Here is a 25,949-nt window from a genome sequence, read left to right on the forward strand (position 1 = left end):
GCCTTGCTGATCGACCGAGATCCTTTCCGACTCCTGGGGGATCCACCGGAATTCAGCCGAAGTGGCTACAGATCGCCCCAGTTGCGAACCCTACTCAGGCCCTCCGGGGCAGCAAAAGCGCCTTTCGCAGAATTCGTCAGTTCAGGCCACCGAGGGGGTACGTTCGGCCGGTAGACAGCATCGCGATACTGCGGCACGGCCCGCTGGCCTGGGGCGATGCCGGTCATGCACGGCGCGCCGAGCCGTCGCAGCCGGGGCGCGAGACGTGAACGGCGCGGAGAGCGGACCTGCTTGCCCGAATCCGTCCTGGTATGGCGTGATCAGCGTCGTCCGAATTGCGCGCAATCGGCTCGCGCCGAGCCGGGCGTGTTCCGATCTCACGCGGTTCGCGGCTGCTCCGCCTCGGCGGCGTGGACCAGAAGCGCGGCGTTCGTTGTCAGTCAGCGGCCTAGCCCCGGATGTGGCACAGGGCAATCGCCAGGTTGTGCTCGACCGCACCGACGGTGTCGAGAGCGACGTGCTCGGTGGTCAACGGCGGGAATTCGGCGCGCATGTTCTCCACGTGCTGCCAGTCGATCTCGTGCCAGCCGGGGATGTCGCGCCGGCGTCCGTCGACGCGTCCGCGATGGACGGCGAGGTCGCTGCAGCGGCACTCGATGACGACGAGCCGGGCGTGGTGTTCGGCGGCGAGCGTGCCCCATCGTGGGGCCGTCTCCGGCGGGGGGACGTCGAGTTCCGGTTATCATTTCAGATCGTGGCCGACGAGTTGCGCATCGCGCCGGCAGAGCCCGATCCAGCACGTCCTCGGATCATGCCAGTGGACGAAACGCTTATCCGGCCAGCCACGGAAGCGCGACTGAGCGAGCTGGACGTCGCGGGATCTTCACCGTTGCCCTCGCTGGTGCACGACTGGGTGTGGGGCTGGTCCATGTGCCGGGACCTGCCCGAGCCGCGCACCGAGCCCGACGGCTATCGCCTCGAGGTCGGCAGACAGGAGCAGCGAGTCCGCTTCGTCATGACAGACCTGGCCGCAGCATCAGCCCGTGCGCAGGCACCCGCCGAACCAGGCACCTGGCTGAAGATCATCGCTCATCGCGAGCAGGCGATATCCGCGCTGAACGCGAGATGGACCGTAGCCGAGCCAGAGTTCCTGATGAGTGCCCCGATCGGCCCGGGCCGCGCTCCGGACATCGACGGCTACACATCGCGGATCACCGACCTAGGTCGCTTCCGTGAGGTCGCGGTTCATGCGCGCGACGGCATGCGAGCCGCGTCCGGCCGCGTGGCCGTCCATGGCGACGCAGCGGTGATCGATCAGGTCGAGACGGATAGCGCGCACCGACGGCGTGGACTCGGGCGCCTGGTCATGGCCAGCCTGTGCTCGGTGGCGCGAGACGAGCGCGCGACGCGCGGGGTCCTCGTCGCGACGACGGACGGCCGCGGGCTCTACGAAGCACTCGGCTGGACCGTCGACTCCGACGTCGTCACCGCGAAGGCGGCGATCGGACCAGGCGCCTCCTAAGCCGCATCGCCCGCCGCGCACGGCTTCGCCGCTTGCCTGGCAAAGGGAGTGCGCCATCAGGGACTCGAACCCCGAACCCGCTGATTAAGAGTCAGCTGCTCTGCCAATTGAGCTAATGGCGCAACGACGCTAGAGGTTACCACCGGCGGGCGCGGAGTAGAAATCGCCAGGACGGCGGGCCGGCGGGGCCACACGCGAGTTCGCGCGGCCGGCACTCCGGGCGATCGTCGCGCCTAGAGTAGGCGGCATGGCCAACCAGCCCGAGCGCCGCGAGTACGACATCGAGATCCCGACCGATGTCGAGCCCGGCACCTATGCCGATTTCGCTTCCATCTGGCACACCGCCGACTCATTCGTCCTGGACTTCGCCGTGTTGAAGCGGCCACCCAAGCCCACGGTGGCCGACGACGGCAGCCGGGTGGTGAAGGTCCCGACCCGGGTGGTGACTCGGGTGCGGGTGCCACCGAGCCAGGTGTTCGAGATCATGAAGGGCCTCGAGAAGCAGCTCAGCATGTGGGAGCGCAGTCACGGTGTCCGTCGTCGCTCGCCCGAGGATTCCTGAGGGTGGACAACGGGCTGCGGATCGTCATCGGTCTGGCGGGCCTGATCGGTGCCGGCTGGTCGGCGCTGCGGGTGGTGCGGACGCGGCGGCGGGGCCGCCCGGCAGACGCCGTCGTGACGGAGTCGAAGCTGGTGCATCGGGCCGGTGCTCAGGGCGCGCGCAGTAGCCGCTGGGTCTCCACCGTGCATTACGAGGACGACGACGGCGCCGAGCGGGTGTCGGCGTTGCCGGGGAAGTACCAGGTGGGCGAGACGGTCCAGGTGGTGTATCTGCCGGAGCACTCCGCCGAGGTGTCGAGGCGGGGCGGCGGGTCGTTCAACGAGGCATTCGCGGTGCTCGGCGTGACGGCTGCGGCGATCGCTCTCACGCTGCTGATGTAGGCACCCGAACAGGGACCCGCCCCCGCTGGTGGTCGCAGCGGGGGCGGATGGTCCCGACGAGGTTCAGCGCTTGAACGCGTCCTTCACGTTCTCGCCTGCCTGCTTGAGGTCGGACTTGGACTGGTCGGTCTTGCCCTCGGCCTCGGTGCTCTCGTCGTCCGTGGCCTTGCCGACCGCCTCTTTGGCCTTGCCAGCAAGGTTCTCAGCGGTGTTCTTGACCTTGTCATCGGCGCCCATATCGTGCTCCCTCCCTTGGTCGCTGGTTGGATCCGTACCCGGGAGTGGTCGCAGTACACGTGGCGTCATGTGAATGACGTCACGACGGGCAGGCGTCGTTGGCCTCCACGCGTTCGATGACCCGTTGCGAGATGGCGGTCAGCGCCGTGACCTCGTCGGCGGTGATGGTGTCGAAGAAGAGCCGGCGGACGGAGTCGACGTGCGACGGTGCGGCGGCCTCGATCGTGGCGCGGCCCTCGTCGGTGAGGACGACGAACGCGCCGCGGCCGTCGCTGGGGCACTCTTCCCGCGCCACCAGCCCGCGCCGCTGCATGCGCGTGACCTGGTGCGACAGGCGGCTCTTCTCCCATCGCATGGCGCGGGCCAGCTCGGAGACGCGCAGCCTGCCGTCGTCGACGTCGGTGAGGTGGACGAGCACTTCGAAGTCCGGCAGCGACAGGGTGGTGTCGTTCTGGAGCTGCCGGCTCAGGGCCGCGGTGAGCACCGTGTTCATGCGCAGGTAGCTCCGCCACGCCGTCTGCTCGGCGTCGTCCAGCCATCGTGTCTCTGCCATGTCTGGGATTCTACGGAATAGTTGACACGTCATCCAAGTTCGATAATCTGTGACGCGTCAACGATTAAGAGTTGACCACAGACCCCCCTCGCAAGGAGTAACACCATGACCACGACGACTGACTTCACCCAGCTGACCGGCGACTACACGATCGACGCCAGCCACACCCGCATCGGTTTCGTCGCCCGGCACGCGATGGTGACCAAGGTCCGCGGCGCCTTCAACGAGTTCGACGGCGGCTTCCACATCGACGGTGAGGACCCGAGCAGGTCCACCGCGAAGGTCGTCATCAAGGCCGCCAGCATCGACACGCGCAACGAGCAGCGTGACGGTCACCTGCGGACCAACGACTTCCTCGAGATCGAGACCTACCCGGAGATCACGTTCGTCTCCACGTCTGTCGAGCAGATCGACGAGACGACGTTCCGCGTCACCGGCGACCTGACCATCAAGGACGTCACCCGCCCGGTCTCGGTCGACTTCGATTACCACGGCTCGGCCGTCGACCCGTTCGGCAACGCCCGGGTGGGCTTCGAGGGCTCCGTCGTCATCAACCGCAAGGACTTCAACGTCACCTGGAACGCCCCGCTCGAGGCCGGCGGCGTGCTCGTCAGCGAGAAGGTCACGCTGGAGTTCGAGGTGTCCGCGATCAAGTCGGCCTGAGGCCACTCATCGGCGGATCAGCTTCACTGACGCCGCGTCCGGGACTCGTCCGGGCGCGGCGTCGTCGTGTCCGGGCGGCGGCCCGGGCCCGGCCGGCGACGGGTTACCGGTGCGTGGACGTCTCGGCGAGGCGGCGTGAGGCCGGCACGATCCGCCCGAGGAAGACCGCCGCGAGCACGAGCGCCGCGCTGACGACGAGTGGGCCTCGCACGCCGGTCGCCTCGATGGCGATGCCACCGGCGACGGGGCCGACGATGGCGCCGACGTTGAGCGCGACCGTGGCGAAGGAACCGCTCATGGTGGGTGCGTGATGGGCGGTGGCCATGATCCGGGCGATCAGCGTGCTACCGAGAGCGAACGAGAGCGCGCCCTGGCTCAGGGCTAGGAGCCATAGGGCCGCCGGGCTGGCGGCAGCCAGGGCCAGCACCACCCAGCCGAGCGCCAGGAGCGGGCCGGTCAACGCGATCAGGCGCTGCCAGTGCTGGTCGCCGAACCGGCCGGCCGCGCTGACACCGAGGAAGGCACCCACACCGAAGACGCCCAGCAGCACCGGCACGGCGGGCTCAGCGAGTCCGGCTGGGCCGGTGGCGATGGCGGCCAGGTAGGTGAACGTGCAGAACGTCGCCGCGTTGACCAGGATGGCCAGTACGAGGTTGAGCTGGACTGGTCGTCGGCGCAGCGTTGCCAGCTCGCGCCTCAGCGTTGCGGCCGTGCCGGACCGGCCGCCCGTCTCGGGTCGGGTGGGGGTGGCCGCCAGTACGGCGATCAGCGCCGGCAACGAGACGACGGCGATGGCCCACAGCGTGGCTCGCCAGCCCAGGGCCGAGCCGACGAAGGCGCCCGCGGGCACTCCGGCGATGAGCGCCAGCGTCGTGCCGCCGAGGATGACCGACAGCGCACGGGCACGACGCTCAGCCGGGACGACACGGGTGACGGCCGACAGCGCCACTGCGAGGAACCCTGCATTGGCCAGGGCGGCGACGATCCGGGCCGCGAACAGGACTCCGAAGCTGTCGGTGAGCGCGCCGACGACGTGGGCGACGATGAAGAGCGTGAGGAAGCCGGTGAGGGTCCAGCGCGGGGAGAGTCCGCGGCCGGCGGCCGCCATGGCGGGTGCGCCGACGGCCATGCCGAGCGCGAACGCCGACGTCAGCAGGCCGGCCTGGCCGAGCGAAACGTCCAGGTCGGCAGCGATCGCGGGCAAGAGCCCGGCCAGGACGAACTCGGAGGTTCCCTGCGCGAAGACTGCGGCCGCGAGGAGGTAGAGCAATACGGGCATGAGTGTGCCTTCCGAAGCGTGCGTAGCTGACGGTGCGCGGACGGCGCTACCGGCGCTTCAGATGCGGTGGGATCAGCGAGAACAGCGACGCGCGACAGTCGCGCCAGGATTCGCGAAGAGAAGGTCAGCAGCATCTCGGGCTACCGGCAGGCCGGTAGCCCCGATCTGGACGCTTCGGGAGAACTCACGAGCACACAGTACCAACCCGGGTCCGTCGTCCACCGGAGCGAGGACCTGACCCGGAACGCGGACGAGGCCCGAACTGACGTGAGTTCGGGCCTCGTGGATGTCCGCGAGCGACATCGCGTGGGGTGACTGACGGGACTTGAACCCGCGACTTCCTGGACCACAACCAGGTGCTCTACCAACTGAGCTACAGCCACCATGGCGCCGTGGACGGCCACGGCTGAACAAGTATACGGCCCGTCGAGGGGTGCTCGCGCACGGGTCTCAGGTGGCGTTGTCGTCGGCGGGCTCGGAGGCCTTGGCGGCGTCCATGACCGCGACGGCGGCCGCCCGCGAAATGGTGCTGTCGGGGCCGGGCAGGGGGACGAACACCGTCTGCCGGTAGTAGCGCAGCTCGTCGATGGAGTCCTTGATGTCGCCGAGCGCCCGGTGGTTGCCGGTCTTCCTCGGGCTGGCGAAATAGACGCGCGGATACCAGCGCCGCACGAGCTCCTTGATCGAGGAGACGTCGATGTTGCGGTAGTGCAGCCACTTCTCGACGTCCGGGAGGTCGCGGGCGAGGAAGAGCCGGTCCATGTGGACGGTGTTGCCGGCCAGCTGCGCCTTCGACGGCTCCGGCACGTGCGCGGTGATGTACTCCATGACCATGGCGCTCGCCTCGGGCAGCGTGACACCGTGCGGAAGCTCGTCGAGCAGGCCGCTGGCGATGTGCATCTGGCGGACCACGTCGTTCATGGACGCGAGTGCGTCGTCCGGCGGCCGGATCACCACGTCGACGCCGTCGCCGAGCACGTTGAGCTCGGCGTCGGTGACGAGCACGGCGACCTCGATCAGCGCATCGCGCTGCAGGTCGAGCCCGGTCATCTCGCAGTCGATCCACACCATGCGGTCGTTACTCACGCCGACCACCCTAAGGGTTCACGACTGTCGTCGCCTGCGGCGTCGCCCGGCCGAGCCGCCGTGGTCGCGCTGCGGGGTGGGTCGCGACGACACCAGGACCAACACCCCGACGACGACGATCGCGCCGGCGACCACCGCCGCCGCGTGCCACCATGGGCGCCCGTTCACGACCATCACCACAGCCGCGATGACCGTGGCCAGACCCCCGTAGACGGCCAGTTCCGCGACCGACGGGACGGCGGAGCGGCGGGGCGGCCCGTCGGGGGTCGGTCCGGCCTCCGGCAACGGTGCGGGGCTCGGCGCGGAGGCCGCCGCGGGTAGGTCTGCCGTTTGTGGGGGTGACGCAGCGGATCGCCGCCCGGTCTTGGGCGGGTGGGAGGACGCGTCCGTCGCCCACGGGTTGGGTGTGTCGTTGGGGGACTGCCCGGATGCCGGGTCCGCGTGCGGAGTTCGGTCCGGCGCGCTGCCGCCGCGGGCCCGGCGATCGCGCCGCCGCGCAGGGGGTGGGCCGGGTGCGTCGTCGACGGGGTTCGGCGCCGGCTCGGCGGGCGCGGCCAAGCCGGGTGGTCCGCCTCGGCGTCGTCGCGGTTGAGGTGGAGCGCCGGACGGTGGCTGCTGGCGGACCGGTCCGTCCGGGTGCCGGAAGGGGACCGGGCCCGCCAGTCGCAGGTCCCGCGACGCGCCGGTCCGTGGTTCCTGGGGCGGTGTCCGGGCCTCCGGAGCCGCGTCGTCGGGGTCGTTGAGCTGCGACTCGTCCGGCGCCGGTGCAGGGCGACCTGCGACGCGTCGTCCTGCTTGACGTCGTCGCGCCACCAAGCTCTCCCTGCGGCGTTGATGCGGATGGTCGGGGGTGACCGGAGTCGGTGCAGCCGAGCGTAGTCCTCGTCGCCGCCGGGTTGCCCACCCATGCCATTTGAAGACGAGAACTATTCTCAAATAGGCTGCGCGGCATGAAGACACGTCACGTCACCACCATCAGCGCACTGGCCGTGGCCGGGCTGGTCCTGACCGCCTGCGGCGACGCCGAGTCGTCGGGAGACGCCGCGAGCGCGCCGTCCGGCGAGCCGTCGGCCGCCCCGTCGGAGTGGCCGAACCAGGCTGAGGAAGTCACCACCGCGCAGTCACGGCTGGTCGCCACCTACGACGGCGGTCTGCTCGTGCTCGACGGCCAGTCGCTCGAGGTCCTGGAGACCATCGAGCTGGACGGGTTCCTCCGGGTCAACCCGGCGGGCGACGGCCGGCACGTCATCGTCTCGACCGACCAGGCGTTCCAGGTGCTCGACACCGGTGCGTGGAGCGTCCCCCACGGCGACCACGCCCACCACTATGTCGGCGAGCCCGCTCTCACCGACATCGCCTTCGACACCGACCATCCCGGCCATGTCGTCCGGCACGCCGGCTCGACAGTGCTGTTCAGTGACGGCACCGGCCAGGTGGAGATCTTCCCGTCCGGCGACCTCGCCGACGGCCAGCCGGAAACCGAGATCATCATGGCCGACCAGCCGCACCACGGTGTCGCGGTGCGCCTCGCCGACGACGAGCTCCTGATCACCCTCGGAGACGAGGAGACTCGCACCGGTGCCAAGGTCCTCGACGCCGACGGCACCGAGATCGCCCGCAGCGAGGAATGCCCCGGCGTCCACGGCGAGGCGATGGCCGCCGGCGAGACCGTCGTCGTCGGCTGTGAGGACGGCGTGCTCGTCTACAGCGACGGCGCCTTCACCAAGATCGCCAGCCCGGACCCGTACGGCCGGATCGGCAACCAGGCCGGATCCGAGGAGTCCACCGTCGTGCTGGGCGACTACAAGGTCGACCCCGACACCGAGTTGGAACGCCCGGAGCGGGTCTCGCTCATCGACACGGCGACGAACACCCTGCAGCTGGTCGACCTCGGGGTCAGCTACACCTTCCGCTCCCTCGCCCGCGGTCCGGCGGGCGAAGCGCTGGTGCTCGGCACCGACGGCGCCATCCACGTCATCGACCCGGCGACGGGGCAGGTCGCGACCACCATCCCGGTGATCGGCGCATGGACCGAGCCGGAGGACTGGCAGTTGCCACGCCCGACTCTCGTCGTCGACGGAGGCACCGCGTACGTGACCGACCCGGCGGCCGGTGAGATCCACGCCGTGGATCTGGCCGCCGGCAGCGTCGTGACCAGCGCCAGCCTGCCCGAGACACCGAACGAGCTCGCTGCGGCGAACGGGTAGCATCCTGCCTCGATGAGCACCCCACCCCTGCCGCCGGCCCCGCCGCCGGTGCCCCCGCCGCCACCACCCACGGCGCCCGCCGAACGCCGTCGTCGGTGGGTATGGCCCCTGGTCGCCGTGCTGGCGCTGGTGGCGGGGGCCGGCGGCGGACTGGGCCTGGCCACAGTACTCGACGACGATGTCGATCCGTCCGCCGCCGCCGAGTCCGGTGAGGTCGCGGAACTGCGTGACGAGCTCGAGGCCGTCCGCGAGGAGCTCGGCCAGGTGCGGGGCCAGCGCGACGACCTCAAGCACCGCCTCGACGAAGCCCGGGCCGCGCTCGCGGAGACGGAGACCTCGGCTGAGACGCCGGCTGAGCCGCCAGCGGACGCCACGCCGCTCGACGGCTCGTTCACCGCAGGGGAGTTCACCTTCACCGAGGTCGAGGTGCGCGAGGACGTCGTCGGCGACTTCGAGGTCGGTGCCCAGGTCGCCAACGACGGCGACGCGACCGTGTCATACGTCTCGTGGACGGCGACGGTGCTGTTGGCCGGCGAACCGGTGTCCACGCTGACCGCCTCGGCCATCGAGCTCGCCGCCGGCGACACCGTCGAGGTCACGTTCATCGGCTACGACGAGTTCGGGGAGTGGGACTCCGTCGAGTTCCAGGTCGACCCGACCTTGTGACCTGACGCGTCCGGCCCCGGCCGTTGGCACACTCGTCGCCTGGCCGTCGCGACGTCGTCATCGACTGGTTGTCACGCCGCCGTGACAATGTCCGGCATGAGCGATCGATCCCGCTTCCGGCGAATGATCACCCGACTCCTGGCGCTGCCGGCCGCGGCGGCCCTCGGCATCGCGGCGGCGGCCACCGCCTCCGCCATCGGCGAGCCGCTCGACCCGGCCCACGCCCACAACGACTACGAGCACGAGCGGCCCCTGCTCGACGCGCTCGACCACGGGTTCACCAGCGTCGAAGCCGACGTCTGGCTGGTGAACGGCGAGCTGCTGGTGGCACACGACGCCTGGGAGGTCCAGCCCGGCCGCACCCTCGAGTCGCTCTACCTGGACCCGCTGCGCGACCTCGTCCACGCCAACGGCGGCTCGGTGTACCCGGGATGGGACGGATCGCTGCAACTGCTCATCGACATCAAGAACACCGGCGAGGCCACCTACGCCGAGATCGACGCGACCCTGCGCCGCTACCAGGACATGATGACCCGGTACGTCGGTGGCCGCGTGCGGCCCGGTGCCGTGACCGCCGTCATCAGCGGTGACCGGCCGCTCGCCGCGATGCAGGCGCAGCGGCTGCGCTTCGCCGGCTACGACGGCCGGCTCGGCGACCTCGACAGCGGACTGTCGGCCGGCCTCATGCCGCTGGTCAGCGACAACTGGGGCAACCACTTCACCTGGCGCGGCGACGGCCCGATGCCGGCCGCGGAACGAGCGAAGCTGGCCGACATCGTCCAGCGGGCGCATGCCGCCGGCTACCGCATCCGCTTCTGGGCGACGCCCGACGAACCCGGACCGGCGCGCGACGCGATCTGGAGCGAACTGCTGGCCGCCGGCGTAGACCACCTCAACACCGACGACCTCGCCGGACTGCGTGACTTCCTGGCCGGCCGCTGACCGGCTCCCCGGTGACGCGTGGTCTAGGCAGCGGCGCGGCGGGCGCGGATCTCGACCGACGGACCCAGGCGGTGGACCTCGACGGCGGTCAACGCCGGCTCCGCGGCGAGCGTCGCCGCGACCCGCTCACCCACGTCGGACCGCGCGCCGTCGCCGTCGTCGCCGGCCGGGTGGCTCGTGACGGCGCCGTGAGCGGCCCGTCCTCCGTAGCCGTAGAACAGGTGCAGCCGCCCGCCGGGTACCCGGAGCAGCGCGGCGAGCGCGGCGACGTTGGCTCGGGCCGGATGAGTCCAGAACACATTGACGTTGCTGGCCAGGACGACGTCGAATGATGCGGCCGGAAAGTGAGCGGCGCCGGGTTCGATGGCCGCGAGGTCCTGCCGCAGGACCGTGACCCGGCCGGCGCCGACGAGGTCCCGGTTGCGCTCGGCGGTGCGCCTCACCCCGGTCGCGGATCGATCGACGACGGTGACATGCCCGCCGCCGGTCAGGAGCCGGGCGATCGCGGCGGCGGCGACGCCTGGTGCACCGCCGAGTTCGAGGACGCGTTCAGTGCCCGCCAGCCCCAGCCGTGGGACGAGCCGGGCAATGTGTGGCGGCGTCGGGTCGCTCATGGGAACGAGTGTGCCGCCCTGTTCCTGACAAGCCGCGTCAGTGACACGGGCCGGCACCGACCGGGATTGCCCATCTGTGGTCGTCATGCATAGAGTGGCTCGGCTCGGTCATGATCAACCTGGGACAGTGGAACTGTTCGCTCGCCGTCCCGGTAGTCGTGGCCGCCGAACTTTCACGGGAGGGGAACCCGTGTCCGCAGCACAGCCCGACAGCGCCCGCTCCGGCCCGTTCGCCTGGTCGACCTTGGGCGGCGCCAGTCCGGGCTACCTCGTCGCCAGCTATGACGAGAACGGCCCGGTCATCGATGTCGTGCTCCTCGACGACGACGCCCCGGTGCGCTCGGTCGCTCTCCGCGCCGACGAGGCGTCACGGCTGGCTGATCAGCTGCGCGAGCTCGCCGGCATCCCGGGACAGCAGACATCCTGGACGCTGCCGGACGTGGGCCGCGACGTCGAGGCGCTGGACGGAGCAGTGCGGACGTGGGAGGCCACCCGTCGCTCCCGAGCCGCGCATCCCGGCGCCCTCGAGGCGCCGGGAGCGGAAGAGGACGCCATGGCCGGCCTCGTCGCGCTCGAACAGGTCGACGCCCTGATCCGCCGCCTCTTCGACGTCCGCGACTCCCTGGCCGCCGACCTCGCCCGCGAGTCCGTCGTGGTCGACCAGCCGGCCAGCGCGGAACCAGCGGAGCGCAAACTCACCACGATGGGCGGACTCCTGCTCGCGGCCGGAATCGCCGCGCTGTTCTGGCTGGTCATCGGCCTCGTGGTGTGGATACTGCTGAGATGACATCGTCGCGGCTGGAGTCCGTGCGCGACTACCTGTGGGTACCGGTGCCCATCCTGGCGTTCCCGGCCGCGGCGCTCTACCTGTTCCTCGCCCTCCTTCACCTCGCCTTCGGCGGCGAGCTCAAGGAAGAATGCATCTACTTCGGGGCACCCAGCGGTGCCCACTTCGTCCGGATGCGTGAGAGCATCCTCCCGCTCGAACGGACCTGCGTGTTCGCCGACGGCAGCACCCAGGAGTCGGTGCCGGACTGGCTCAACCCGGTCGTTTTCGGGGCGGTCGCTGTGGCGGCGCTCTGCTTCATGACCGCCGTCCTCCTGAGCCGCCACCTCAACCGTCGAGCCACCGGCTGACCAGCGCAAACACGCGGACGCCGGTTTGCCGGCGACGTTGAGTGGCGGTCCCAGCTTGCTGCTCTGTTTCATCCTCGGGCTGAACGTGCCATACCAGCAGGCTCGGTTGCGCCTCATCGCGGATGCGCGGGACGGCGTGCCCTGACACAGGTCTGCGGAACGGTGACGGCGGGTGGTTTGGTGGTGCCAGGGCGCCACCAAACCACCCGCCATCGTCGCTATGGTCCCGGCATGGTTGTCCACCGACTCGATCGTGGTGAGGCTCGGCGCATCGCGGTGCGAGCCCAACTGCTCGATGCCCGCAGGCCGGAGGGCCTGATGGCGGTCGTGAACCACCTGACGTTCCTGCAGCTGGATCCGACGGCCGCGGTGGCGCCGAGTGCCGACCTCGTCGCATGGAGCCGCCTGGGCCATCGGTACCAGCCCGCGCATCTGCAGGAGGCGTTGGAGCGCGATCGGTCGTTGTTCGAGTACCTGTGGCGTACCGCCGTCGTCCGGCCGATGGCGGACCTGGGGCTCTACCTCCAGGACATGGCCGAGTGGCCACCGAAGGGGTCGAGGTCGCACGCGTGGCTGCACGCCAACGCGTCCTTCCGCCGGCACGTGCTCGACCAGTTGCGCGACGCGGGGCCGCTGCTCTCGCGCGACATCGAGGATCGGGCGGATGTGCCGTGGCCGTCGACCGGCTGGACGAACAACCGCAACGTCACCCAGATGCTCGAGTTCCTCGCCGCACGCGGCGACATCGCGGTAGCCGGTCGGCGGGGGCGCCAGCGCACCTGGGACCTGGCCGAGCGCGTTTACCCGCCGGATGTCGCGACAGTGCCGGCCGCCGAGGCACGACGGGTGCGCGACGAGCGGCGGTTGCGGTCGCTGGGTATCGCCAGGGCGAAACTGGTCGGTGACGCGGGGGAGCCGGCGGAGGTCGAGGACACCCCCGGTGTCTGGCGGGTCGACCCGGCGGCCCTGGGCCAGGAGTTCACCGGACGGACGGCGTTGCTGTCGCCGTTCGACCGGCTCATCCACGACCGCGTCCGCGCCCTGGAGCTGTTCGACTTCGAGTACACCCTGGAGATGTACAAACCGAAGGCGAAGCGGCGCTGGGGCTACTTCGCGCTGCCGGTCCTGCACCACGACCACATGGTCGGCAAGATCGACGCCACGGCTGATCGCAAGAAGTCCGTGCTGCGGGTGGACGCCATCCACCAGGACGTCCGGTTCACCCGCGAGATCACCAAGGCCGTCACCACCGAACTCGACGCCCTGGCGTCGTGGCTCGGCCTGTCCGCGGTCACCACACCATGAAGGTCGTCAGTGGCAGCGGTTCCGAGCACCGCCCCTCACCGTCACCGTCGGGAGTTGAGCCGGGCGGCCTGGCGCGTCAAGTGGTCGCGCTCGGCGAGGTTGGAGGCCTTCCGGGCCGCCGCCGTATACAGCCGCGCCGCCGTCGCCAGGTCGCCGTCGCGCTCGTGCAGGTAGGCAGCCACCGCGGTGTGGCGGGGCAGTGTGTCGTCCAACGCCGCGAGTGCTGCCAGCCCGGCGCGCGGTCCGTCGGCCTCACCGAGGGCGACCGCTCGGTTGAGCCTGACGACCGGGCTGTCGGTCAGGCGCGCCAGCTCGTCGTACCACTCGACGATCTGCACCCAGTCCGTCTCTCCGGCGGTGGGCGCGTCAGCGTGGAGCGCCGCGATGGCGGCCTGGGCCTGGAACTCGCCCAGCCGGTCGCGGGCCAGCGCCGCCTGCAGGATCTCGACGCCCTCGGCGATCGACGTCGTGTCCCACCGGCTGCGGTCCTGGTCGGCAAGCGGCGCCAGGCTGCCGTCGGCTGCGGTTCGGGCTGCCCTCCGGGCGTGGTGGAGCAGCATCAGGGCGAGCAGCCCTGCCACCTCAGGGTGGTCGATCGCGCCCGCGAGCTGCCGGGTGAGCCGGATGGCCTCGACGGCGAGGTCGACGTCGCCGGAGTAGCCCTCGTTGAAGACCAGGTAGAGGACGCGCAGCACGGTGGCGACGTCGCCGAGCTGGTCGAACCGCACGTCGGAGACGGTGCGCTTGGCACGGCTGATCCGCTGCGCCATGGTGGCCTCGGGCACCAGGTACGCCTGGGCGATCTGGCGGGTGGTCAGCCCGCCGACGGCGCGCAAGGTGAGCGCGACGGCAGATGACGGCGTCAGCGACGGGTGGGCGCACAGGAAGTAGAGCTGAAGTGTGTCGTCCACCGCGGGCACGGGCCCGGGCGGCGGCTCCTCGTCGGCGATGTCCTCACGACGGCGGCGGGCGGCCTCCGCGCGGGTCGCGTCGAGGAACCGGCGCCAGGCCACGGTGATCAGCCAGCCTTTCGGGTCCCGCGGCGGGTCGGCCGGCCAGGCACGGATCGCCTCCACCAACGCGTCCTGCACGGCGTCCTCGGCCGCCGCGAAGTCTGCTCCGCGGCGGACGAGGACGGTGAGCACGCTCGGGGTGAGGCTCCGGAGCAGGACCTCGTCCACGCGAGGGGTCACTCCGTGATGGCGGGCGGCATGGTCAGGAACGGACGCAGCTCGAGCCACTCGTGGATCGGCTTCCCGCCCGCCCCCGGGGCGGCCGACAGCTCCCCGGCCAGCTCGACGGCGCGCTCGTAGCTGTCGACGTCGATCACCATCCAGCCGGCGATGAGATCCTTGGTCTCGGCGAACGGGCCGTCGGTGACCGGCGGGCGACCTTCGCCGTCGTACCGGACGAACGTCCCCTCGGGTGCAACCGCCTGGCCGTCGACGAACTCGCCGGTCTCCTCGAGCCGGGCCGCGAAGTCGTCCATGAACTTCATGTGGGCCGAGATCTCCTCCGGCGTCCACTGGTCCATCGGCACGTCGTTGACCGCAGCGGGGGCTCCGCGGTAGTGCTTCAGCAGCAGATACTTGGCCATGGTGTGCTCCTCGGTGCTGGTGCGACCCATTGTGGTCGCCTTCACACCGGGGACGGAGCCGGCCTCGGGTTCTCGACATCGCCGGCCGAGGTTTTTTGATTCCCGTCGACGAGACGGGCGAGCCGGCTGGTGTGTCCGGGTCCACGGCCCCGACGTGGTGTAGCAGACTGACGGCGATGGCGGAGATCAAACCCGCGTTAGACGCGGATGCGGCGCGGTGGTTGCTGCGGCCCGGTGTCGATTGGTGGGATCTCGTTCGGTACGGTCCGCCAGGCTTCGACGTGTACGTGCGCATCGCCTTCGCCTCCGACGCGGATGCCGACGCGGTAGGAGAAGATCCCGCGCTCCGCGTGGCCCTGGGGACTCTCGCCTCCTTCACCGCCACGCCCGCCCGAGGGTATGCGGCGATCTGGGAGGGCTGGGGCGGCGAGCCGGTTCCTCGAGCGCCGCGCGTGCCGATTCCCAACCGCACCATGCTGCTGTTCACCGGCCCGGTCGGAGTGCTCAGAGACGCACCGTCGCTGGCCTGGTACGGCTCCGTGGAAGGCGGTGTGGAACCGCACCTCGTGTGGCCGGAGGACCAGGCCTGGTGCGTGGCCTGCGAGGTCGACGAGGAGATCGAGTTCACGGTGGGATGCTCCGCGGACGCGTCCCAGGCGCTGGCCGAAGCCCTGCCCGGCGCCGTCCGACAGGTGCGCTACGGCGACCCGGCACCGTTGTACCGCGACGCTGACTAGTGCCGTCCGCGCTCATCGGCAGAGCCAGGCGAGCTGAGCCTGTGTGATCGGCCGAGGCCCTCGTCGTGCTGCCTACGAGGATCTCAAGAGAGCCATCGATTCGATGAGGCCGGAGGTCTCCAGCTGAATCGTCACGTCTTCGACCGCCTCAGGAGGGTTGTTGCGTGAGTCGGCGATCTGCTGGAGGCATGCGCAGCCTTGCGGTCGTCGATACCGATTTGATCCAGCAGGAAGTCATCGGGCTTGGCCTCTGCCGAGGACGTCCAGCACACGGTGATGAGTAATCCCGCCCGCATCCGTCTTACCTACGCGGAGACACATCTACCCGCGGAGGACCCATGCTGCGCGACCCCGAACCCCAGACCGCTAGCGGCAAGGTGCTGTGGCACTTCACGATGACCCTGGACGGGTTCATCGCCGGACCCGAGCACTCGATGGAGTGGATGACCGGGTTCACCGGCCGCCCCGGTGTGGAGGAGGGGTACGTCGCGACAACCGGCGCGGTGCTCGCCGGGCGGGATGCGTTCGACAGTGCCATCGGGGACAGCCGGCCGTACAGTGACGAATGGCAGGGCGCGATCTTCGTCCTCACGCACCACCCCGAGGACGCTCGGCCCGCCGAGGGCATCACGTTCCTGAGCTGTGACGTGGCCGAGGCAGTGCGGATCGGGCTGGGGGCGGCAAGCGGCAAGAACCTCGAGGTGTTCTCGGCGGACATCGGGCGACAGCTGCTCGACCTCGGGCTGATCGACGAGATCGACATCCACCTTGCGCCGGTGCTGCTCGGCGATGGCATCCGGCTTCTCGACAACCCGGGCGGCGCGCCGATCCTCCTGGACCTGATCAACTCCGACGACCCGACCCGCGAGGTTGACCTCCGTTACCGCCCGAGGGCCGCAGCAGGCGACTGATGAGTTATCGCGCCCATCCCCGTCATACGTACGACGGGACACCATGAGACGGAAGGATGGCGCGGTGAAGGCGAATACGCGGCCGAAGGAGCCGGGCGTGGACGATCTGACCGAGGTCGACGAGCCGGCGTTCTCGGCGCTGGCCGAGCCCTACCGACGCGAGCTGCACGTGCACTGCTACCGGATGCTCGGGTCATTCCAGGACGCCGAGGACGCTGTGCAGGAGACCTTCCTGCATGCCTGGCGCCGACGAGAGACCTTCGAGGGCCGGTCGACGTTCCGGGCCTGGCTGTACCGGATCGCCACCAACGCCTGCCTGGACCTGCTCGCCAAGCGCCGCCCGGAACCGGCGACCGGCGGCGAGGTGCTGTGGCTGCAGCCTTATCCGGATCGGCTGCTCGACGAGCTGACCACCGGCGACGCGGACGAGCCGGAGAGCGTTGCCGTCGCGCGTGAGACGATCGAGCTGGCCTACCTGGTCGCGGTCCAGCACCTGGCGCCGCGCCCGAGAGCCGTACTCATCCTGCGCGACGTGCTCGGCTGGCCGGCGAGGGACGTCGCGGAGCTCCTCGGCGACTCCGTCAACTCCGTGAACAGCGCGCTGCAGCGGGCCCGCGCCGGCATGCGGGAGCACCTGCCCGCCGAGCGACAGGACTGGACCGGCGGCGACGAGGACGTGGCGACCCGCGAGTTGGTGCGCCGCTGGACCGACGCCAGCGTGGCCACGGACATCGACGCTCTCGTCGCGATGCTGCGCGACGACGTCCGCTCCTCGATGCCGCCCACGCCGGGACTGCAGGTCGGGCGCGACGCCGTGGTGAGCTACTGGGTAGAGAGCGGCTTCGGGGGCATGACGGGTCTGCGCGCCGTCCTTACCTCAGTGAATCGGCAGCCCGCCCTCGGCTTCTACCAATGGGACCAGCACCAGGGCGCCTATCTGCCGCTCACCATCGACGTCTTGCGCATTGCCGGCGGGTCGATCGCTGAGATCACTACCTTCCACGACGACCAGTTCCCACGTCTCGGGCTGCTGGAGCGCCTGCCGGCGGAGCACTCAGAGGAGTAGTCCCGTCACGAGCCCGGCCGTGATCGCGACCGCGCATTCGATGACGTAGTAGGCGACGGTAACTGCGCTAGTCGCAGCCCGCGGGTCAGTTGCTCGGTCTCGGTGGTGGAGCGTTCCGGGCGGTCTCGGGCTCGGGAGGCCGGGATTGGCGCTGGTTGTCTTGTCGATCGTGAGCAGCGCCTGGACATGTGGTGGGTTGGCGGTCGACCAGGCTCAGGCCGGTGTCAGCCGGCGGATTCGATGGTAGGCCTTGCAGCCCAAACACAGCCCGGTGGATGCGTTGAGGGCTGCCACGCCGAAGGCGAGAGCGGTGAGGCCATAGCCAGCGACATCGGCGCCGAGTGCAAAGGTGGTCAGCCCCAGAGCGGTGAACACGAAGCCGACGAATTGGGCGAATCTCTGCGGCCGAGCATCCTCCAACTCGGCTGGCGCTCCGATCCGCGGCCAGATGACACGGGCGAAGATCTGCGCCCACAACGACCACTGAAAACTCACGAACGCGGTGAACGCAAACACGGCGACCTGGGAGGCGAGCAGGCCGAGACCCAATGGTCGAGCAACGTCAACGATGAGCAGCACGACGGCGAGCACGCTCGCTGTGGCCCCGGCGCTGAATCGCAAGAGGCGCGGATCGACGTGGGCGCGGAGCGGGCACGCGCCAATACTGGTGCCGCGCATGTGGCTCTCCGAAGAGTGAGATGCCAGCTAGTCCGATCCAGGTCAGTGTACTCGGCCCGCACCTGCGTCTATTCGGACCAGTGTTTGAACCACGGGCGCCGCCGGATGCGAGCCCGCAAAGGCACGACCGGTCCTGTTATGTGAGCTGGGCGCGCCTGGAGGGACTCGAACCCCCGACCAAGAGCTTAGAAGGCTCCTGCTCTATCCGACTGAGCTACAGGCGCCGGATGCTTGCCACCATTGTGGCCGACGGTCAGCCCTGCTGCACGGGACGGCCGAGCCCGTCGACGACCTCGGCGCCGGGCCAGGACGCCAGGACATCCCCGGGCACGGCGAGCTTGGACCCGCGCAGCCCGCTGCCGACCACCGCGAAGGGTAGCGCGGCGACGGCGGGGTCGACCAGGATCGGCCAGTCGGCCGGCAGGCCGAGGGGCGTGATGCCGCCGTATTCCATGCCGGTCTGTTCGACGGCGGTGTCCATGGGCAGGAACGAGGCCTTGCGCACGCCCAGACGGCGCCGCACGACGCCGTTGACGTCGGCGCGGGTGGTGGCGAGGACGAGGCAGGCGGCCACCCGCATCGTCCCTTCGCGTTTGCCGGCGACGACGACGCAGTTGGCCGATTCCGCGGGGGCAACGTCGTACGCGGCGCAGAACGCGGCCGTGTCGGCAAGCGTCGGGTCGATCTCCGCGGCGAAGACCGAGGCCGATGCCGCAACGCCGTCCAGGGCCGCCTTCACCGGCCCGGCCAACAGGTCTGGGCGCGACAGCGCGGGTTCCGTCGCCAGCCGGCCGATCATCGGAGTTGTCACCCCACGATGCTACGGTCACCTGCTCGTGGCTCTTCTCCCTCGGTTGCGAGTCTCCGCCTATGTCATCTGTTCCGACGACGACGGCCGGCTGCTGCTGGCGCGCTGGATCGGGTGGCACGCGCCGCAGTGGACCCTCGCCGGCGGCGGTCTCGACCCCGGTGAGCAGCCTCAACACGGCGCGTTGCGTGAGCTCACCGAGGAGACCGGCTACACCGGCGAGCTGGAGGCGCTGATCGGGGTGGACGTCGAACGTTTCGTCGGCACGAATCAGGTGCCGGCGGGGTACGACGGGTTCGACTTCCACGCGGTGCGCATCGTCTATAGCGGCCGCGTGACCGGCGGCGCGCTGACACACGAGGTCGGCGGCACCACGGACCTCGCCGCGTGGATCCCGCGCACCGACGTGAAGGGTCTCGACGCGGTCGAGCTGGTCCGCACCGGCGTGGCGATGCTCGACCACCCCGGGGTGCCCGTCCAGCCGGTGCCGCCCACGCCACGCATCGCCGACGGTGTCGTCGTCGAGAACCGGGTCGCCGCGGTGGGCCGGACACCCGACGGTCGGGCCGCGGGCGGGCTGCTGGAGCACGGCGCCGACCCGGAGGCCGCCGTCGTCGACGCCTTCAAGGCCGACCACGGCGTCGACGTCGAGATCGTCCGCCCGCGGGCGGCCACGAGCACGGTCGACGACGGGGACGGCGTGGCCCGGTGGGTGGTCACCCTCGAGTACGACGTCGCCGTCAGCTGAGCCCCTCGTCAGCTGAGCCGACCGCCGTCAGCCGCCCCCTCCAGGTCGAAGTGCCAGATGATCGCGGCCGGGCTGCCGCGGTAGGCGGCGTTCGCGGCCTCGGGCGCGAACGGGTGCAGTGCCCAGATGTTCGGCGGTGCTCCCGTCGTGGCCAGTGGCGGCGGCGGTCCGACCGCGCCTGGCGGGACCCCGTCGTCGTCGACGAACGGCTCAGGCCGAAGGGGCTCCTCGCAGCGCCGCACCCGCAGGCCGAGCGGCAGTGCCGCGGCTAGATACTCGCTGGCCAGCCGGCTGCGGTTCTCGAAGTACCCCGGCCGGCCGTCGGGGCCGGGCATGACGATCGGCAGGCCGACGTCGCCGAGCCGGCCACGCGGGTCGGAGACGATCAGGTGCCCCCCAGGCCGCAACACCCGGACGAACTCGGCGAACACCGGCTCCAACTCCGGCACATGACTCAGCGCCAATGCGCACACGATCACGTCGACGTGCGCATCGGGGAGCGGCAGCCGGTGCAGGTCGGCCTCGTGGAACTGGCCGTCCGGGACCTTCTCGCGCGCCACGGCGAGCATCTCCGGTGAGCTGTCGACGCCGATGACCGTGTGGCCGAGCTCGGCCAGGTAGGCGGCGTGGCGGCCGGTGCCGCAGGCGGCGTCCAGCGCCACGCCGACCGGCAGGCCGTCGAGGATCTCCCGGACGATGGGCTGTTCTATGTCGACGAGCTGGTTGCCGGGCCGGTCGTACCCGCCGGCCCAGGCCCGGTAGCCGTCGGTGGTGGAGATGGGCCACGCCGTGCCGCCGTCGCCGAACTCGTCGGCGGCGGCGAGCAGCGTCCGGATCTCGGCCAACCGCGCCTGGACGAACTCGCGGTCGTGCTGGCCGGCGAAGGCTCGCAGCAGCGCGACACCTTCCAGACCGAGCAGGTAGGCCAGTGGATGCTGGTGGATCACGGTCTCAGTGCGAGAAGACCGGCACGACCATGCCGCGCGCCAGCGTGTGGAACGCCAGGTTGAACGACACGACGGCCGGCGACGCGTCGCGGTCGACACCGAGCGACTCGACATCGACGGCGTGCACGACGAAGTAGTAGCGGTGTGGCATGTCGCCCTGCGGCGGCGCGGCGCCGAAGTAGCCGGTGGAGCCGGAGTCCTGACGCACCGAGAACGCCGGATAGGGCAGTCCGGAGCCGTCCGGGGCACCGGCGCCGCGCGGCAGCGACGTCGTGGTGGCGGGCAGGTCGACCACGGCCCAGTGCCAGAAGCCGCTGGGCGTCGGCGCGTCGGGGTCGAAGCAGGTGACGACATAGCTGCGGGTGCCGTCCGGCGCCCCGGACCAGGCCAGGTGCGGCGATGTGTTGGCGCCGCCGGCCGCCTCGGCGACGAAGTCCGGCGCGAGCTGGTCGCCGTCGCTGACGTCGTCGCTGGACACCGTGAACGAAGCGACGGCGGGGAGCAGCGAGTACGGGTCGGGTGCGACGGGACGTTCGAGCGACATCGGGCCTCCATCTCGTACGTTTCAGCGGCTTCGACCGTAGCCGATCCGCCCCGCATTGTGACTCGGCATGTGAACGATTCGCATCAATGGGGCCATGGCACTTGGCGACCGGCATCCGCAGCGTGCAAGATTCGCCAGGTGGACACCGCGGAACCGAGCATTCACCGTGCTCTCGCCGCGCTCCGGGGAAGATTGGCGGGAGTGCAGTACCCGCTCGAGGTCACCGGGGCCGACGAAGCTCGGCGAGTTCGCCGCGAGGTTCTGGCCCAGCTCGACGACTACATCCTGCCGCGGCTCGACCAATTGGACGCGCCGATGCTCGCCGTCGTCGGGGGTTCCACCGGTGCCGGCAAGTCAACGCTGGTCAACTCGCTGATGCGACGCCGGGTCAGCGACACCGGGGTGCTGCGGCCCACCACCCGCTCGCCGGTGTTGGTGCACCACCCCGAGGACGCCGGCTGGTTCGACGAGCTGCGCGTCCTGCCCGACCTGCCGCGCGTTGAGATCCACGACCAGGCCGGCGGCGCGCTGCGCCTGGTCGCCGACGACGGGCTGCCGGCCGGCATCGCGATCCTCGACGCACCGGACGTCGACTCCGTCGTGACGGAGAACCGCACGCTCGCCGCGCAATTGCTCGCCGCCGCCGACCTCTGGCTGTTCGTGACCACGGCGGCCCGCTACTCCGACGCGGTGCCGTGGGACTTCCTCCGAGCGGCGGCTGACCGGCACGCCGCAGTTGCCGTCGTCCTCGACCGGGTCGCGGCCGACGCCGTCAGCGAGGTCCGCAGCCACCTCGCGGCGATGCTCTCCGAGCAGGGCCTCGGTGACGCGCCGCTGTTCGTCGTCGAGGAGACAACGCCCGACGACGACGGCCTGCTGCCCGAGGCCGCGGTGGCCGGTGTGCGCGGCTGGCTGGACGGGCTTGCCGCCGACGAAGCCGCCCGAACCGAGATCGTCCGGCGCACCCTCGACGGCGCCGTCGACGGCGTGCTTCGCCAGATCGACGAGCTCGCAGCGGCCGCCGACCAGCAGGTCGAGGCGCTGACCGGGCTGCAGGCCGACATCGCTCACGTCTACGAGGCCGCCTGCCGGCGCGTGGACGAGGCCGCCGCCGACGGCAGCATGCTGCGCGGCGAGGTGCTGGCGCGCTGGCAGGACTTCGTCGGCACCGGCGACTTCCTGCGCTCGTTGGAGGCCCGGGTCGGCCGGGTCCGCGACAAGGTGACGGCGTTCCTGCGCGGTCGCCCGCAGCCGGCCGCCGCCGTCGAGGAAGCCATCGAGAACGGCCTGGCCGCGGTGGTCGTGGAGGAGGCCAACCGGGCCGCCGAACAGGCCGACAGTCGCTGGCGCGAGACGTCCACCGGCCGGGCCCTGCTCGGTGAGGACGACCTCACCCGCGCCGCGCCGGAGGTGTCACAGCGGGCCGCCGAGATGGTTCGGGCCTGGCAGGACGCGGTGCTGGAACTCGTGCGCACCGAGGGTGCCAACCGGCGGTTCAACGCCCGCCTGCTGTCCTTCGGAGTCAACGGCCTGGGGCTGGCGCTGATGATCGTGGTGTTCGCGTCGACGGCCGGTCTGACCGGCGCGGAGGTCGGCGTGGCCGGCGGCACCGCAGTCGTCGGCCAGCGGCTCCTGGAGGCCTTCTTCGGTGACGATGCGGTGCGGCGGCTGGCGGCCAGGGCCCGCGCGGACCTGTCCACCCGCGTGTCCGCGCTGCTGGAGACGGAGTCCACGCGGTTCACCGACCGACTCGGAGGGCTCCAGGTCGAGGCCGCCGCGGGTGATGGGTTGCGAGCGTTGAAGATCGACGCCGAACAGGCCCGGGAGCGTGCCACATGAAGCCGTGGCCGCGCCGCGACCGCGTCACCCTGCCCGAGCGCGTCCAGGCGCTGGAAGCGGCGGTGGCGGCCGCAGGCCCGCTGCTGCCGGGCGAACTGGCCGACACCGTGCAGGCCGTCGTCGACCGCGCGGGCGAACGCCGCCAGCTCTCCGTCGACCACACCGTGGTCGCCCTGGCCGGAGCCACTGGCAGTGGGAAATCGTCCCTGTTCAACCGGATCGCCGGTATGGAGGTCTCCCGCGTCGGCGTGCGCCGCCCGACGACGGCGGACCCGCTGGCCTGCGTCTGGGGTACCCAGGGCGTGGTGCCGCTGCTGGACTGGCTCGACGTCCCGCCTCGCCACCGCGTCTCCCGTGAGAGCGTCCTCGACTCCGGGGCGGGCGACGATCTCGACGGCCTGGTCCTGCTCGACCTGCCCGACCACGACTCCACCCAGCAGGCGCACCGTGACACCGTCGACCGGCTGGTCGAGCAGGTCGACCTGTTCGTCTGGGTGCTCGACCCGCAGAAGTACGCCGACGCCGCCCTGCACGAGCGCTACCTGCGGCCGCTGTCGTCGCACCAGGCGGTCACCGTGGTCGTGCTCAACCAGATCGACCGGCTGGCCCGCACCGACATCGTCGAATGCGTCACCGACCTGCGTCGCCGCCTGGACGAGGACGGTCTCGACGACGTGCCCGTCGTGCCGCTGTCCGCGGCGACCGGCGAGGGCATCGACACCTTGATCGACCTGATCCGGGTGGCGGTGACGAAGCGCCGCGCCGTGGACGAGCGCATTGAGGCCGACGTGCGCATGACGGCCGAACTCGTCGCGTCCACCGTCGGGTCCGGGTCGCCGGGCACGGTGGACCGTCGCGCACAGACGTCGCTGGCCACAGCGGTGGCGGACGCCTCCGGGGCAGAGGTGGTGGCCGAAGCGGTCGGCCGGTCCTACCTGCGCCGGGCCAGGGCCGCCACCGGCTGGCCCGTCACCCGCTGGCTGGGCCGGCTGCGCCGTGACCCACTGGACCGCCTCGGCGTCGCCGCAGGCCGGTCGGGTGAGGTGGACGCGGGAGTCGCCCGCGTCGCCCTGCCCTCGCCGACGCCGGTGCAGCGTGCCCGCTCGGACGCGGCGGTCCGCTCGTTCGGCGACACCGCCGCCGGCGACCTGCCGATGGCCTGGCGCGACGAGGTGCGCCGCGCGGCAGCCGACGCGGGTGCCGCCCTGCCGGCCGCGCTGGACAAAGCCGTCGCGGCCACCGACTTCGGGATCACCCGCCGGCCACGCTGGTGGCGGCTGTTCAACGTGCTGCAATGGCTGGCACTCCTGACGGCCGTGGCCGGGATCGGCTGGCTGCTCGCGCTGGCCGCGACCGAGTTCCTCCAGTTCTCGGTGGCGTCGCCGGCCGTGGCCGGAATTCCGGTGCCCACGCTGCTGCTGGCCGCGGGCGTCGTCCTCGGCGTCTTCCTGGGCGTGGTGGGACTCGCGGCGGCACGCCGTGGCAGTCGCCGGCGCGAGGCGTCCATGCGGCGCGCGCTGCTCGACCTGGTGGAGAAGACCGTCGGCGAGGTCGTGGTGGCCCCGGTGTCCGCGTCGCTGGAGCGCTACAAGACCTTCCGGTCGGCGCTGGAGCGGGCCCAGACCCGGTGACGTGCTGCGGCGGTGCGCCGATCGCCGCCCCGCTCCCGCCTGGGTTCTTCGAAATGATCACGTGGACCATGGGTGCACCCGCTCCACCAGGGATGCAGGCATGGTGAAGCGGGAGATCGCCTAGTGGTGAACAGCGCGACGCCGTGACCCGGCCTGGCACCGTGACCGGACCCGCTCCGACCGGCGCGCGGCGACCGAGGCCGCCTCGAGCCGGCCGGTGCTGTCCACAGGCCGGCTCGGTCGCTGAGGTCGTCCACATTTCGTGGTTTCGGTCTTTCGCGCGGTCCGGCGGCGAGGCAACGTCGGAGGCGTCAACCTCACCGGCACGAGCGCCAGGAGACCCTCATGAGCGACACCAACGTCACCGTCATCGGCAACGTCGCCAGCGACGTCCAGTCCAAGCCCACGCCCACCGGCGTCGTCACCAGCTTCCGGCTGGCCAGTCAGCGCAGGTACTACAACCGTCGCGCCGGCCGCTGGGTCGACGACGATCCGGCGTTCTATCGGGTGGTCTGCTGGCGATCACTGGCCGAGAACGTCCGTGACTGTGTGCGTAAGGGCGAGCCGGTCGTGGTCCAGGGCCGGTTGAAACTGACGGACTGGACCGACGAAAAGGGACATACCCGTACCGATGCCGAGGTCGACGCGCGCTCGATCGGCTACGACCTCATGCGCGGCACCGCCGTGTTCACCCGGAGCCGGCGGCAGGTGGTCGTGGCCGACGACGGTGAGGACCCGCTGGACCACATCCGCTCCGAGCAGCGGGCCAACGCCGCCCATGACGTCATCGTCGATCCGTCCACCGGCGAGGTCTTCACCGTCAGTCAGTTGCGCGGAGCCGAGGACCGGCCCGGAGCCGACGACCGGCCCGGTGACGGGCAACGGGCAGGCGAGTCGGGTGGAGTCGGAGTCGGAGTCGGAGCCGCGGCGGGTGGGCCGGAGAGTGCCGGCGGGACACTCGGCATGAGCACCGACGGCGCCCGCTCCGGTGCCGTCGGCGCAGTGGGGTCGGGCGGTCCCGCCGGGTCAGGTGAGCCCGCGGGGTCGGGTGAGCCCGTGGGGCCGATCCGGTCAGCGGGCGCGGCCGGGAGGGCGGCATCGGGCGGGCCGGCGTCCGGCGCGTCGGCCAGCCATGATGGGGCGCCGGACGCCGAGCCCGCCGCAAGGCGGCCCAGAACGACCCGCGCTTCGGCGCGAGCCAAGGAGCCGACCGGCGTGGCGGGCTGAAAACCCGAATTCAGCAGCCACCGTCCCATGATCATCGGCGATCGGCACCACCATGGCGGGGTG

At 70.9% G+C, this 25,949-nt stretch carries 30 protein-coding genes and 3 tRNA genes; 17 read left to right on the plus strand and 16 right to left on the minus strand.

Translation table 11 applies throughout. The features are described from left to right. The first annotated feature begins 460 nt into the window (after positions 1–460). Positions 461–1,522, plus strand: a complete 1,062-nt coding sequence (locus tag JIAGA_RS0108035) for a GNAT family N-acetyltransferase (protein ID WP_211239567.1) — start codon at positions 461–463, stop codon at positions 1,520–1,522. A 49-nt stretch (positions 1,523–1,571) separates the two neighbouring features. On the opposite strand, the gene JIAGA_RS0108040 is transcribed toward JIAGA_RS0108035, so the two are convergent. Continuing rightward, a tRNA-Lys gene (locus JIAGA_RS0108040) sits at positions 1,572–1,644 on the minus strand. Between the two features lie 125 nt (positions 1,645–1,769). Here JIAGA_RS0108040 and JIAGA_RS0108045 point away from each other — a divergent pair. Further along, on the plus strand, positions 1,770–2,084 hold the full coding sequence (locus JIAGA_RS0108045) for a DUF3467 domain-containing protein (protein WP_026875262.1): 315 nt from the start codon (positions 1,770–1,772) through the stop codon (positions 2,082–2,084). Positions 2,085–2,086: 2 nt separating this feature from the next. Then, positions 2,087–2,464, plus strand: coding sequence for a DUF3592 domain-containing protein (locus tag JIAGA_RS0108050; RefSeq protein WP_026875263.1), 378 nt, complete (start codon positions 2,087–2,089; stop codon positions 2,462–2,464). A gap of 63 nt (positions 2,465–2,527) precedes the next feature. Here JIAGA_RS0108050 and JIAGA_RS33735 read toward each other — a convergent pair whose 3' ends face one another. Next, positions 2,528–2,701, minus strand: a complete 174-nt coding sequence (locus JIAGA_RS33735) for a CsbD family protein (protein WP_026875264.1) — start codon at positions 2,699–2,701, stop codon at positions 2,528–2,530. Between the two features lie 79 nt (positions 2,702–2,780). Continuing rightward, positions 2,781–3,254 (minus strand): MarR family winged helix-turn-helix transcriptional regulator, encoded by a 474-nt coding sequence (locus JIAGA_RS0108060; RefSeq protein WP_026875265.1) that lies wholly within the window; start codon positions 3,252–3,254, stop codon positions 2,781–2,783. A gap of 105 nt (positions 3,255–3,359) precedes the next feature. Between JIAGA_RS0108060 and JIAGA_RS0108065 the strand changes: the two genes are divergently transcribed. After that, positions 3,360–3,917 (plus strand): YceI family protein, encoded by a 558-nt coding sequence (locus JIAGA_RS0108065; RefSeq protein WP_026875266.1) that lies wholly within the window; start codon positions 3,360–3,362, stop codon positions 3,915–3,917. A gap of 103 nt (positions 3,918–4,020) precedes the next feature. Here the strand turns inward: JIAGA_RS0108065 and JIAGA_RS0108070 are convergent, their stop codons facing one another. The 4 genes from JIAGA_RS0108070 to JIAGA_RS0108085 all read right to left on the minus strand — a co-directional run bounded on the left by JIAGA_RS0108070 (position 4,021) and on the right by JIAGA_RS0108085 (position 6,567). After that, positions 4,021–5,196 (minus strand): Cmx/CmrA family chloramphenicol efflux MFS transporter, encoded by a 1,176-nt coding sequence (locus JIAGA_RS0108070; RefSeq protein ID WP_026875267.1) that lies wholly within the window; start codon positions 5,194–5,196, stop codon positions 4,021–4,023. Between the two features lie 307 nt (positions 5,197–5,503). Next, a tRNA-His gene (locus tag JIAGA_RS0108075) sits at positions 5,504–5,579 on the minus strand. A gap of 67 nt (positions 5,580–5,646) precedes the next feature. Next, complete coding sequence (gene orn, locus JIAGA_RS0108080) at positions 5,647–6,267, minus strand: oligoribonuclease (RefSeq protein WP_035813701.1); 621 nt, start codon at positions 6,265–6,267, stop codon at positions 5,647–5,649. Positions 6,268–6,300: 33 nt separating this feature from the next. Continuing rightward, the gene (locus tag JIAGA_RS0108085) at positions 6,301–6,567 is read right to left on the minus strand and encodes a hypothetical protein (protein ID WP_026875269.1); all 267 of its coding nucleotides are present in this window, start codon (positions 6,565–6,567) and stop codon (positions 6,301–6,303) included. Positions 6,568–7,232: 665 nt separating this feature from the next. On the opposite strand from JIAGA_RS0108085, the gene aztD reads away from it, so the two are divergent. From aztD to JIAGA_RS0108100, 3 genes are all read left to right on the plus strand, one after another. Then, complete coding sequence (aztD, locus tag JIAGA_RS0108090) at positions 7,233–8,489, plus strand: zinc metallochaperone AztD (RefSeq protein ID WP_026875270.1); 1,257 nt, start codon at positions 7,233–7,235, stop codon at positions 8,487–8,489. 12 nt (positions 8,490–8,501) lie between these two features. Continuing rightward, positions 8,502–9,155: a hypothetical protein gene (locus JIAGA_RS0108095; RefSeq protein WP_157552876.1), complete on the plus strand. Its 654-nt coding sequence runs from the start codon at positions 8,502–8,504 to the stop codon at positions 9,153–9,155. Between the two features lie 96 nt (positions 9,156–9,251). Beyond that, entirely contained in the window at positions 9,252–10,097 is an 846-nt protein-coding gene (locus tag JIAGA_RS0108100) for a phosphatidylinositol-specific phospholipase C/glycerophosphodiester phosphodiesterase family protein (RefSeq protein WP_211239568.1), read from the plus strand. 23 nt (positions 10,098–10,120) lie between these two features. Here the strand turns inward: JIAGA_RS0108100 and JIAGA_RS32915 are convergent, their stop codons facing one another. Beyond that, positions 10,121–10,711, minus strand: a complete 591-nt coding sequence (locus tag JIAGA_RS32915) for a class I SAM-dependent methyltransferase (protein WP_051425859.1) — start codon at positions 10,709–10,711, stop codon at positions 10,121–10,123. 190 nt (positions 10,712–10,901) lie between these two features. Between JIAGA_RS32915 and JIAGA_RS32920 the strand changes: the two genes are divergently transcribed. From JIAGA_RS32920 to JIAGA_RS0108125, 3 genes are all read left to right on the plus strand, one after another. Beyond that, positions 10,902–11,498 carry a hypothetical protein gene (locus JIAGA_RS32920; protein WP_051425860.1) on the plus strand — a complete coding sequence of 199 codons (597 nt, stop codon included), beginning with the start codon at positions 10,902–10,904 and terminating at the stop codon, positions 11,496–11,498. Then, positions 11,495–11,848 (plus strand): hypothetical protein, encoded by a 354-nt coding sequence (locus tag JIAGA_RS0108120; RefSeq protein ID WP_035812262.1) that lies wholly within the window; start codon positions 11,495–11,497, stop codon positions 11,846–11,848. The genes JIAGA_RS32920 and JIAGA_RS0108120 overlap by 4 nt, the downstream gene beginning before the upstream one ends. 231 nt (positions 11,849–12,079) lie before the next feature. After that, positions 12,080–13,153, plus strand: a complete 1,074-nt coding sequence (locus JIAGA_RS0108125; protein ID WP_026875275.1) for a DNA glycosylase AlkZ-like family protein — start codon at positions 12,080–12,082, stop codon at positions 13,151–13,153. A 41-nt stretch (positions 13,154–13,194) separates the two neighbouring features. Here the strand turns inward: JIAGA_RS0108125 and JIAGA_RS0108130 are convergent, their stop codons facing one another. Both JIAGA_RS0108130 and JIAGA_RS0108135 read right to left on the minus strand, forming a co-directional pair. Then, positions 13,195–14,334 (minus strand): RNA polymerase sigma factor, encoded by a 1,140-nt coding sequence (locus JIAGA_RS0108130; protein ID WP_026875276.1) that lies wholly within the window; start codon positions 14,332–14,334, stop codon positions 13,195–13,197. A gap of 8 nt (positions 14,335–14,342) precedes the next feature. Further along, positions 14,343–14,750 (minus strand): YciI family protein, encoded by a 408-nt coding sequence (locus JIAGA_RS0108135; RefSeq protein WP_026875277.1) that lies wholly within the window; start codon positions 14,748–14,750, stop codon positions 14,343–14,345. A 281-nt stretch (positions 14,751–15,031) separates the two neighbouring features. Here JIAGA_RS0108135 and JIAGA_RS32925 point away from each other — a divergent pair, with 281 nt between their 5' ends. Continuing rightward, positions 15,032–15,487, plus strand: a complete 456-nt coding sequence (locus tag JIAGA_RS32925) for a hypothetical protein (RefSeq protein ID WP_157552879.1) — start codon at positions 15,032–15,034, stop codon at positions 15,485–15,487. Between the two features lie 72 nt (positions 15,488–15,559). On the opposite strand, the gene JIAGA_RS36455 is transcribed toward JIAGA_RS32925, so the two are convergent. Continuing rightward, positions 15,560–15,664 carry a hypothetical protein gene (locus JIAGA_RS36455; RefSeq protein ID WP_483790128.1) on the minus strand — a complete coding sequence of 35 codons (105 nt, stop codon included), beginning with the start codon at positions 15,662–15,664 and terminating at the stop codon, positions 15,560–15,562. A gap of 161 nt (positions 15,665–15,825) precedes the next feature. Here JIAGA_RS36455 and JIAGA_RS0108145 point away from each other — a divergent pair, with 161 nt between their 5' ends. Together JIAGA_RS0108145 and JIAGA_RS0108150 are read left to right on the plus strand one after the other, a co-directional pair. After that, on the plus strand, positions 15,826–16,398 hold the full coding sequence (locus tag JIAGA_RS0108145; protein WP_051425861.1) for a dihydrofolate reductase family protein: 573 nt from the start codon (positions 15,826–15,828) through the stop codon (positions 16,396–16,398). Positions 16,399–16,441: 43 nt separating this feature from the next. Further along, positions 16,442–17,464 (plus strand): RNA polymerase subunit sigma-70, encoded by a 1,023-nt coding sequence (locus tag JIAGA_RS0108150; RefSeq protein WP_084469554.1) that lies wholly within the window; start codon positions 16,442–16,444, stop codon positions 17,462–17,464. 213 nt (positions 17,465–17,677) lie between these two features. On the opposite strand, the gene JIAGA_RS0108155 is transcribed toward JIAGA_RS0108150, so the two are convergent. The 3 genes from JIAGA_RS0108155 to JIAGA_RS0108170 all read right to left on the minus strand — a co-directional run bounded on the left by JIAGA_RS0108155 (position 17,678) and on the right by JIAGA_RS0108170 (position 18,941). Beyond that, the gene (locus JIAGA_RS0108155; RefSeq protein WP_051425862.1) at positions 17,678–18,142 is read right to left on the minus strand and encodes a DUF4395 domain-containing protein; all 465 of its coding nucleotides are present in this window, start codon (positions 18,140–18,142) and stop codon (positions 17,678–17,680) included. A gap of 150 nt (positions 18,143–18,292) precedes the next feature. Beyond that, a tRNA-Arg gene (locus tag JIAGA_RS0108165) sits at positions 18,293–18,366 on the minus strand. Between the two features lie 29 nt (positions 18,367–18,395). Beyond that, positions 18,396–18,941, minus strand: a complete 546-nt coding sequence (locus JIAGA_RS0108170) for a YbaK/EbsC family protein (RefSeq protein WP_026877991.1) — start codon at positions 18,939–18,941, stop codon at positions 18,396–18,398. Positions 18,942–18,978: 37 nt separating this feature from the next. On the opposite strand from JIAGA_RS0108170, the gene JIAGA_RS35210 reads away from it, so the two are divergent. Further along, positions 18,979–19,698 (plus strand): NUDIX hydrolase, encoded by a 720-nt coding sequence (locus JIAGA_RS35210; protein ID WP_211239571.1) that lies wholly within the window; start codon positions 18,979–18,981, stop codon positions 19,696–19,698. An 8-nt stretch (positions 19,699–19,706) separates the two neighbouring features. On the opposite strand, the gene JIAGA_RS0108180 is transcribed toward JIAGA_RS35210, so the two are convergent. Both JIAGA_RS0108180 and JIAGA_RS0108185 read right to left on the minus strand, forming a co-directional pair. Continuing rightward, positions 19,707–20,645: a class I SAM-dependent methyltransferase gene (locus tag JIAGA_RS0108180; RefSeq protein WP_026875282.1), complete on the minus strand. Its 939-nt coding sequence runs from the start codon at positions 20,643–20,645 to the stop codon at positions 19,707–19,709. A 4-nt stretch (positions 20,646–20,649) separates the two neighbouring features. After that, positions 20,650–21,189: a YbhB/YbcL family Raf kinase inhibitor-like protein gene (locus JIAGA_RS0108185; RefSeq protein ID WP_026875283.1), complete on the minus strand. Its 540-nt coding sequence runs from the start codon at positions 21,187–21,189 to the stop codon at positions 20,650–20,652. Positions 21,190–21,390: 201 nt separating this feature from the next. Between JIAGA_RS0108185 and JIAGA_RS28365 the strand changes: the two genes are divergently transcribed. The 3 genes from JIAGA_RS28365 to JIAGA_RS32930 all read left to right on the plus strand — a co-directional run bounded on the left by JIAGA_RS28365 (position 21,391) and on the right by JIAGA_RS32930 (position 25,886). Further along, the gene (locus tag JIAGA_RS28365) at positions 21,391–23,028 is read left to right on the plus strand and encodes a P-loop NTPase family protein (RefSeq protein ID WP_084469556.1); all 1,638 of its coding nucleotides are present in this window, start codon (positions 21,391–21,393) and stop codon (positions 23,026–23,028) included. Further along, the gene (locus JIAGA_RS0108195; RefSeq protein ID WP_026875284.1) at positions 23,025–24,659 is read left to right on the plus strand and encodes a GTP-binding protein; all 1,635 of its coding nucleotides are present in this window, start codon (positions 23,025–23,027) and stop codon (positions 24,657–24,659) included. The genes JIAGA_RS28365 and JIAGA_RS0108195 overlap by 4 nt, the downstream gene beginning before the upstream one ends. A 345-nt stretch (positions 24,660–25,004) precedes the next feature. Further along, positions 25,005–25,886 (plus strand): single-stranded DNA-binding protein, encoded by an 882-nt coding sequence (locus JIAGA_RS32930; protein WP_051425863.1) that lies wholly within the window; start codon positions 25,005–25,007, stop codon positions 25,884–25,886. Positions 25,887–25,949 lie beyond the last annotated feature (63 nt).

Origin of the sequence: Jiangella gansuensis DSM 44835 (assembly GCF_000515395.1) — a bacterium.
GTDB lineage: Bacteria > Actinomycetota > Actinomycetes > Jiangellales > Jiangellaceae > Jiangella > Jiangella gansuensis.

What these genes read in the sequence shown, in the direction of transcription:
- JIAGA_RS0108060 (WP_026875265.1), bottom strand. Translation starts at nt 3,254, where the DNA reads ATGGCAGAGACACGATGGCTGGACGACGCCGAGCAGACGGCGTGGCGG.
- JIAGA_RS0108125 (WP_026875275.1), top strand. Translation starts at nt 12,080, where the DNA reads ATGGTTGTCCACCGACTCGATCGTGGTGAGGCTCGGCGCATCGCGGTG.
- orn (WP_035813701.1), bottom strand. Translation starts at nt 6,267, where the DNA reads ATGGTGTGGATCGACTGCGAGATGACCGGGCTCGACCTGCAGCGCGAT.
- JIAGA_RS32915 (WP_051425859.1), bottom strand. Translation starts at nt 10,711, where the DNA reads ATGAGCGACCCGACGCCGCCACACATTGCCCGGCTCGTCCCACGGCTG.
- JIAGA_RS0108150 (WP_084469554.1), top strand. Translation starts at nt 16,442, where the DNA reads ATGAGACGGAAGGATGGCGCGGTGAAGGCGAATACGCGGCCGAAGGAG.
- JIAGA_RS0108120 (WP_035812262.1), top strand. Translation starts at nt 11,495, where the DNA reads ATGACATCGTCGCGGCTGGAGTCCGTGCGCGACTACCTGTGGGTACCG.
- JIAGA_RS0108155 (WP_051425862.1), bottom strand. Translation starts at nt 18,142, where the DNA reads ATGCGCGGCACCAGTATTGGCGCGTGCCCGCTCCGCGCCCACGTCGAT.
- JIAGA_RS0108100 (WP_211239568.1), top strand. Translation starts at nt 9,252, where the DNA reads ATGAGCGATCGATCCCGCTTCCGGCGAATGATCACCCGACTCCTGGCG.
- JIAGA_RS0108095 (WP_157552876.1), top strand. Translation starts at nt 8,502, where the DNA reads ATGAGCACCCCACCCCTGCCGCCGGCCCCGCCGCCGGTGCCCCCGCCG.
- JIAGA_RS0108065 (WP_026875266.1), top strand. Translation starts at nt 3,360, where the DNA reads ATGACCACGACGACTGACTTCACCCAGCTGACCGGCGACTACACGATC.
- JIAGA_RS0108195 (WP_026875284.1), top strand. Translation starts at nt 23,025, where the DNA reads ATGAAGCCGTGGCCGCGCCGCGACCGCGTCACCCTGCCCGAGCGCGTC.
- JIAGA_RS0108045 (WP_026875262.1), top strand. Translation starts at nt 1,770, where the DNA reads ATGGCCAACCAGCCCGAGCGCCGCGAGTACGACATCGAGATCCCGACC.
- JIAGA_RS0108170 (WP_026877991.1), bottom strand. Translation starts at nt 18,941, where the DNA reads ATGATCGGCCGGCTGGCGACGGAACCCGCGCTGTCGCGCCCAGACCTG.
- JIAGA_RS0108145 (WP_051425861.1), top strand. Translation starts at nt 15,826, where the DNA reads ATGCTGCGCGACCCCGAACCCCAGACCGCTAGCGGCAAGGTGCTGTGG.
- aztD (WP_026875270.1), top strand. Translation starts at nt 7,233, where the DNA reads ATGAAGACACGTCACGTCACCACCATCAGCGCACTGGCCGTGGCCGGG.
- JIAGA_RS32930 (WP_051425863.1), top strand. Translation starts at nt 25,005, where the DNA reads ATGAGCGACACCAACGTCACCGTCATCGGCAACGTCGCCAGCGACGTC.
- JIAGA_RS0108135 (WP_026875277.1), bottom strand. Translation starts at nt 14,750, where the DNA reads ATGGCCAAGTATCTGCTGCTGAAGCACTACCGCGGAGCCCCCGCTGCG.
- JIAGA_RS0108185 (WP_026875283.1), bottom strand. Translation starts at nt 21,189, where the DNA reads ATGTCGCTCGAACGTCCCGTCGCACCCGACCCGTACTCGCTGCTCCCC.
- JIAGA_RS33735 (WP_026875264.1), bottom strand. Translation starts at nt 2,701, where the DNA reads ATGGGCGCCGATGACAAGGTCAAGAACACCGCTGAGAACCTTGCTGGC.
- JIAGA_RS0108070 (WP_026875267.1), bottom strand. Translation starts at nt 5,196, where the DNA reads ATGCCCGTATTGCTCTACCTCCTCGCGGCCGCAGTCTTCGCGCAGGGA.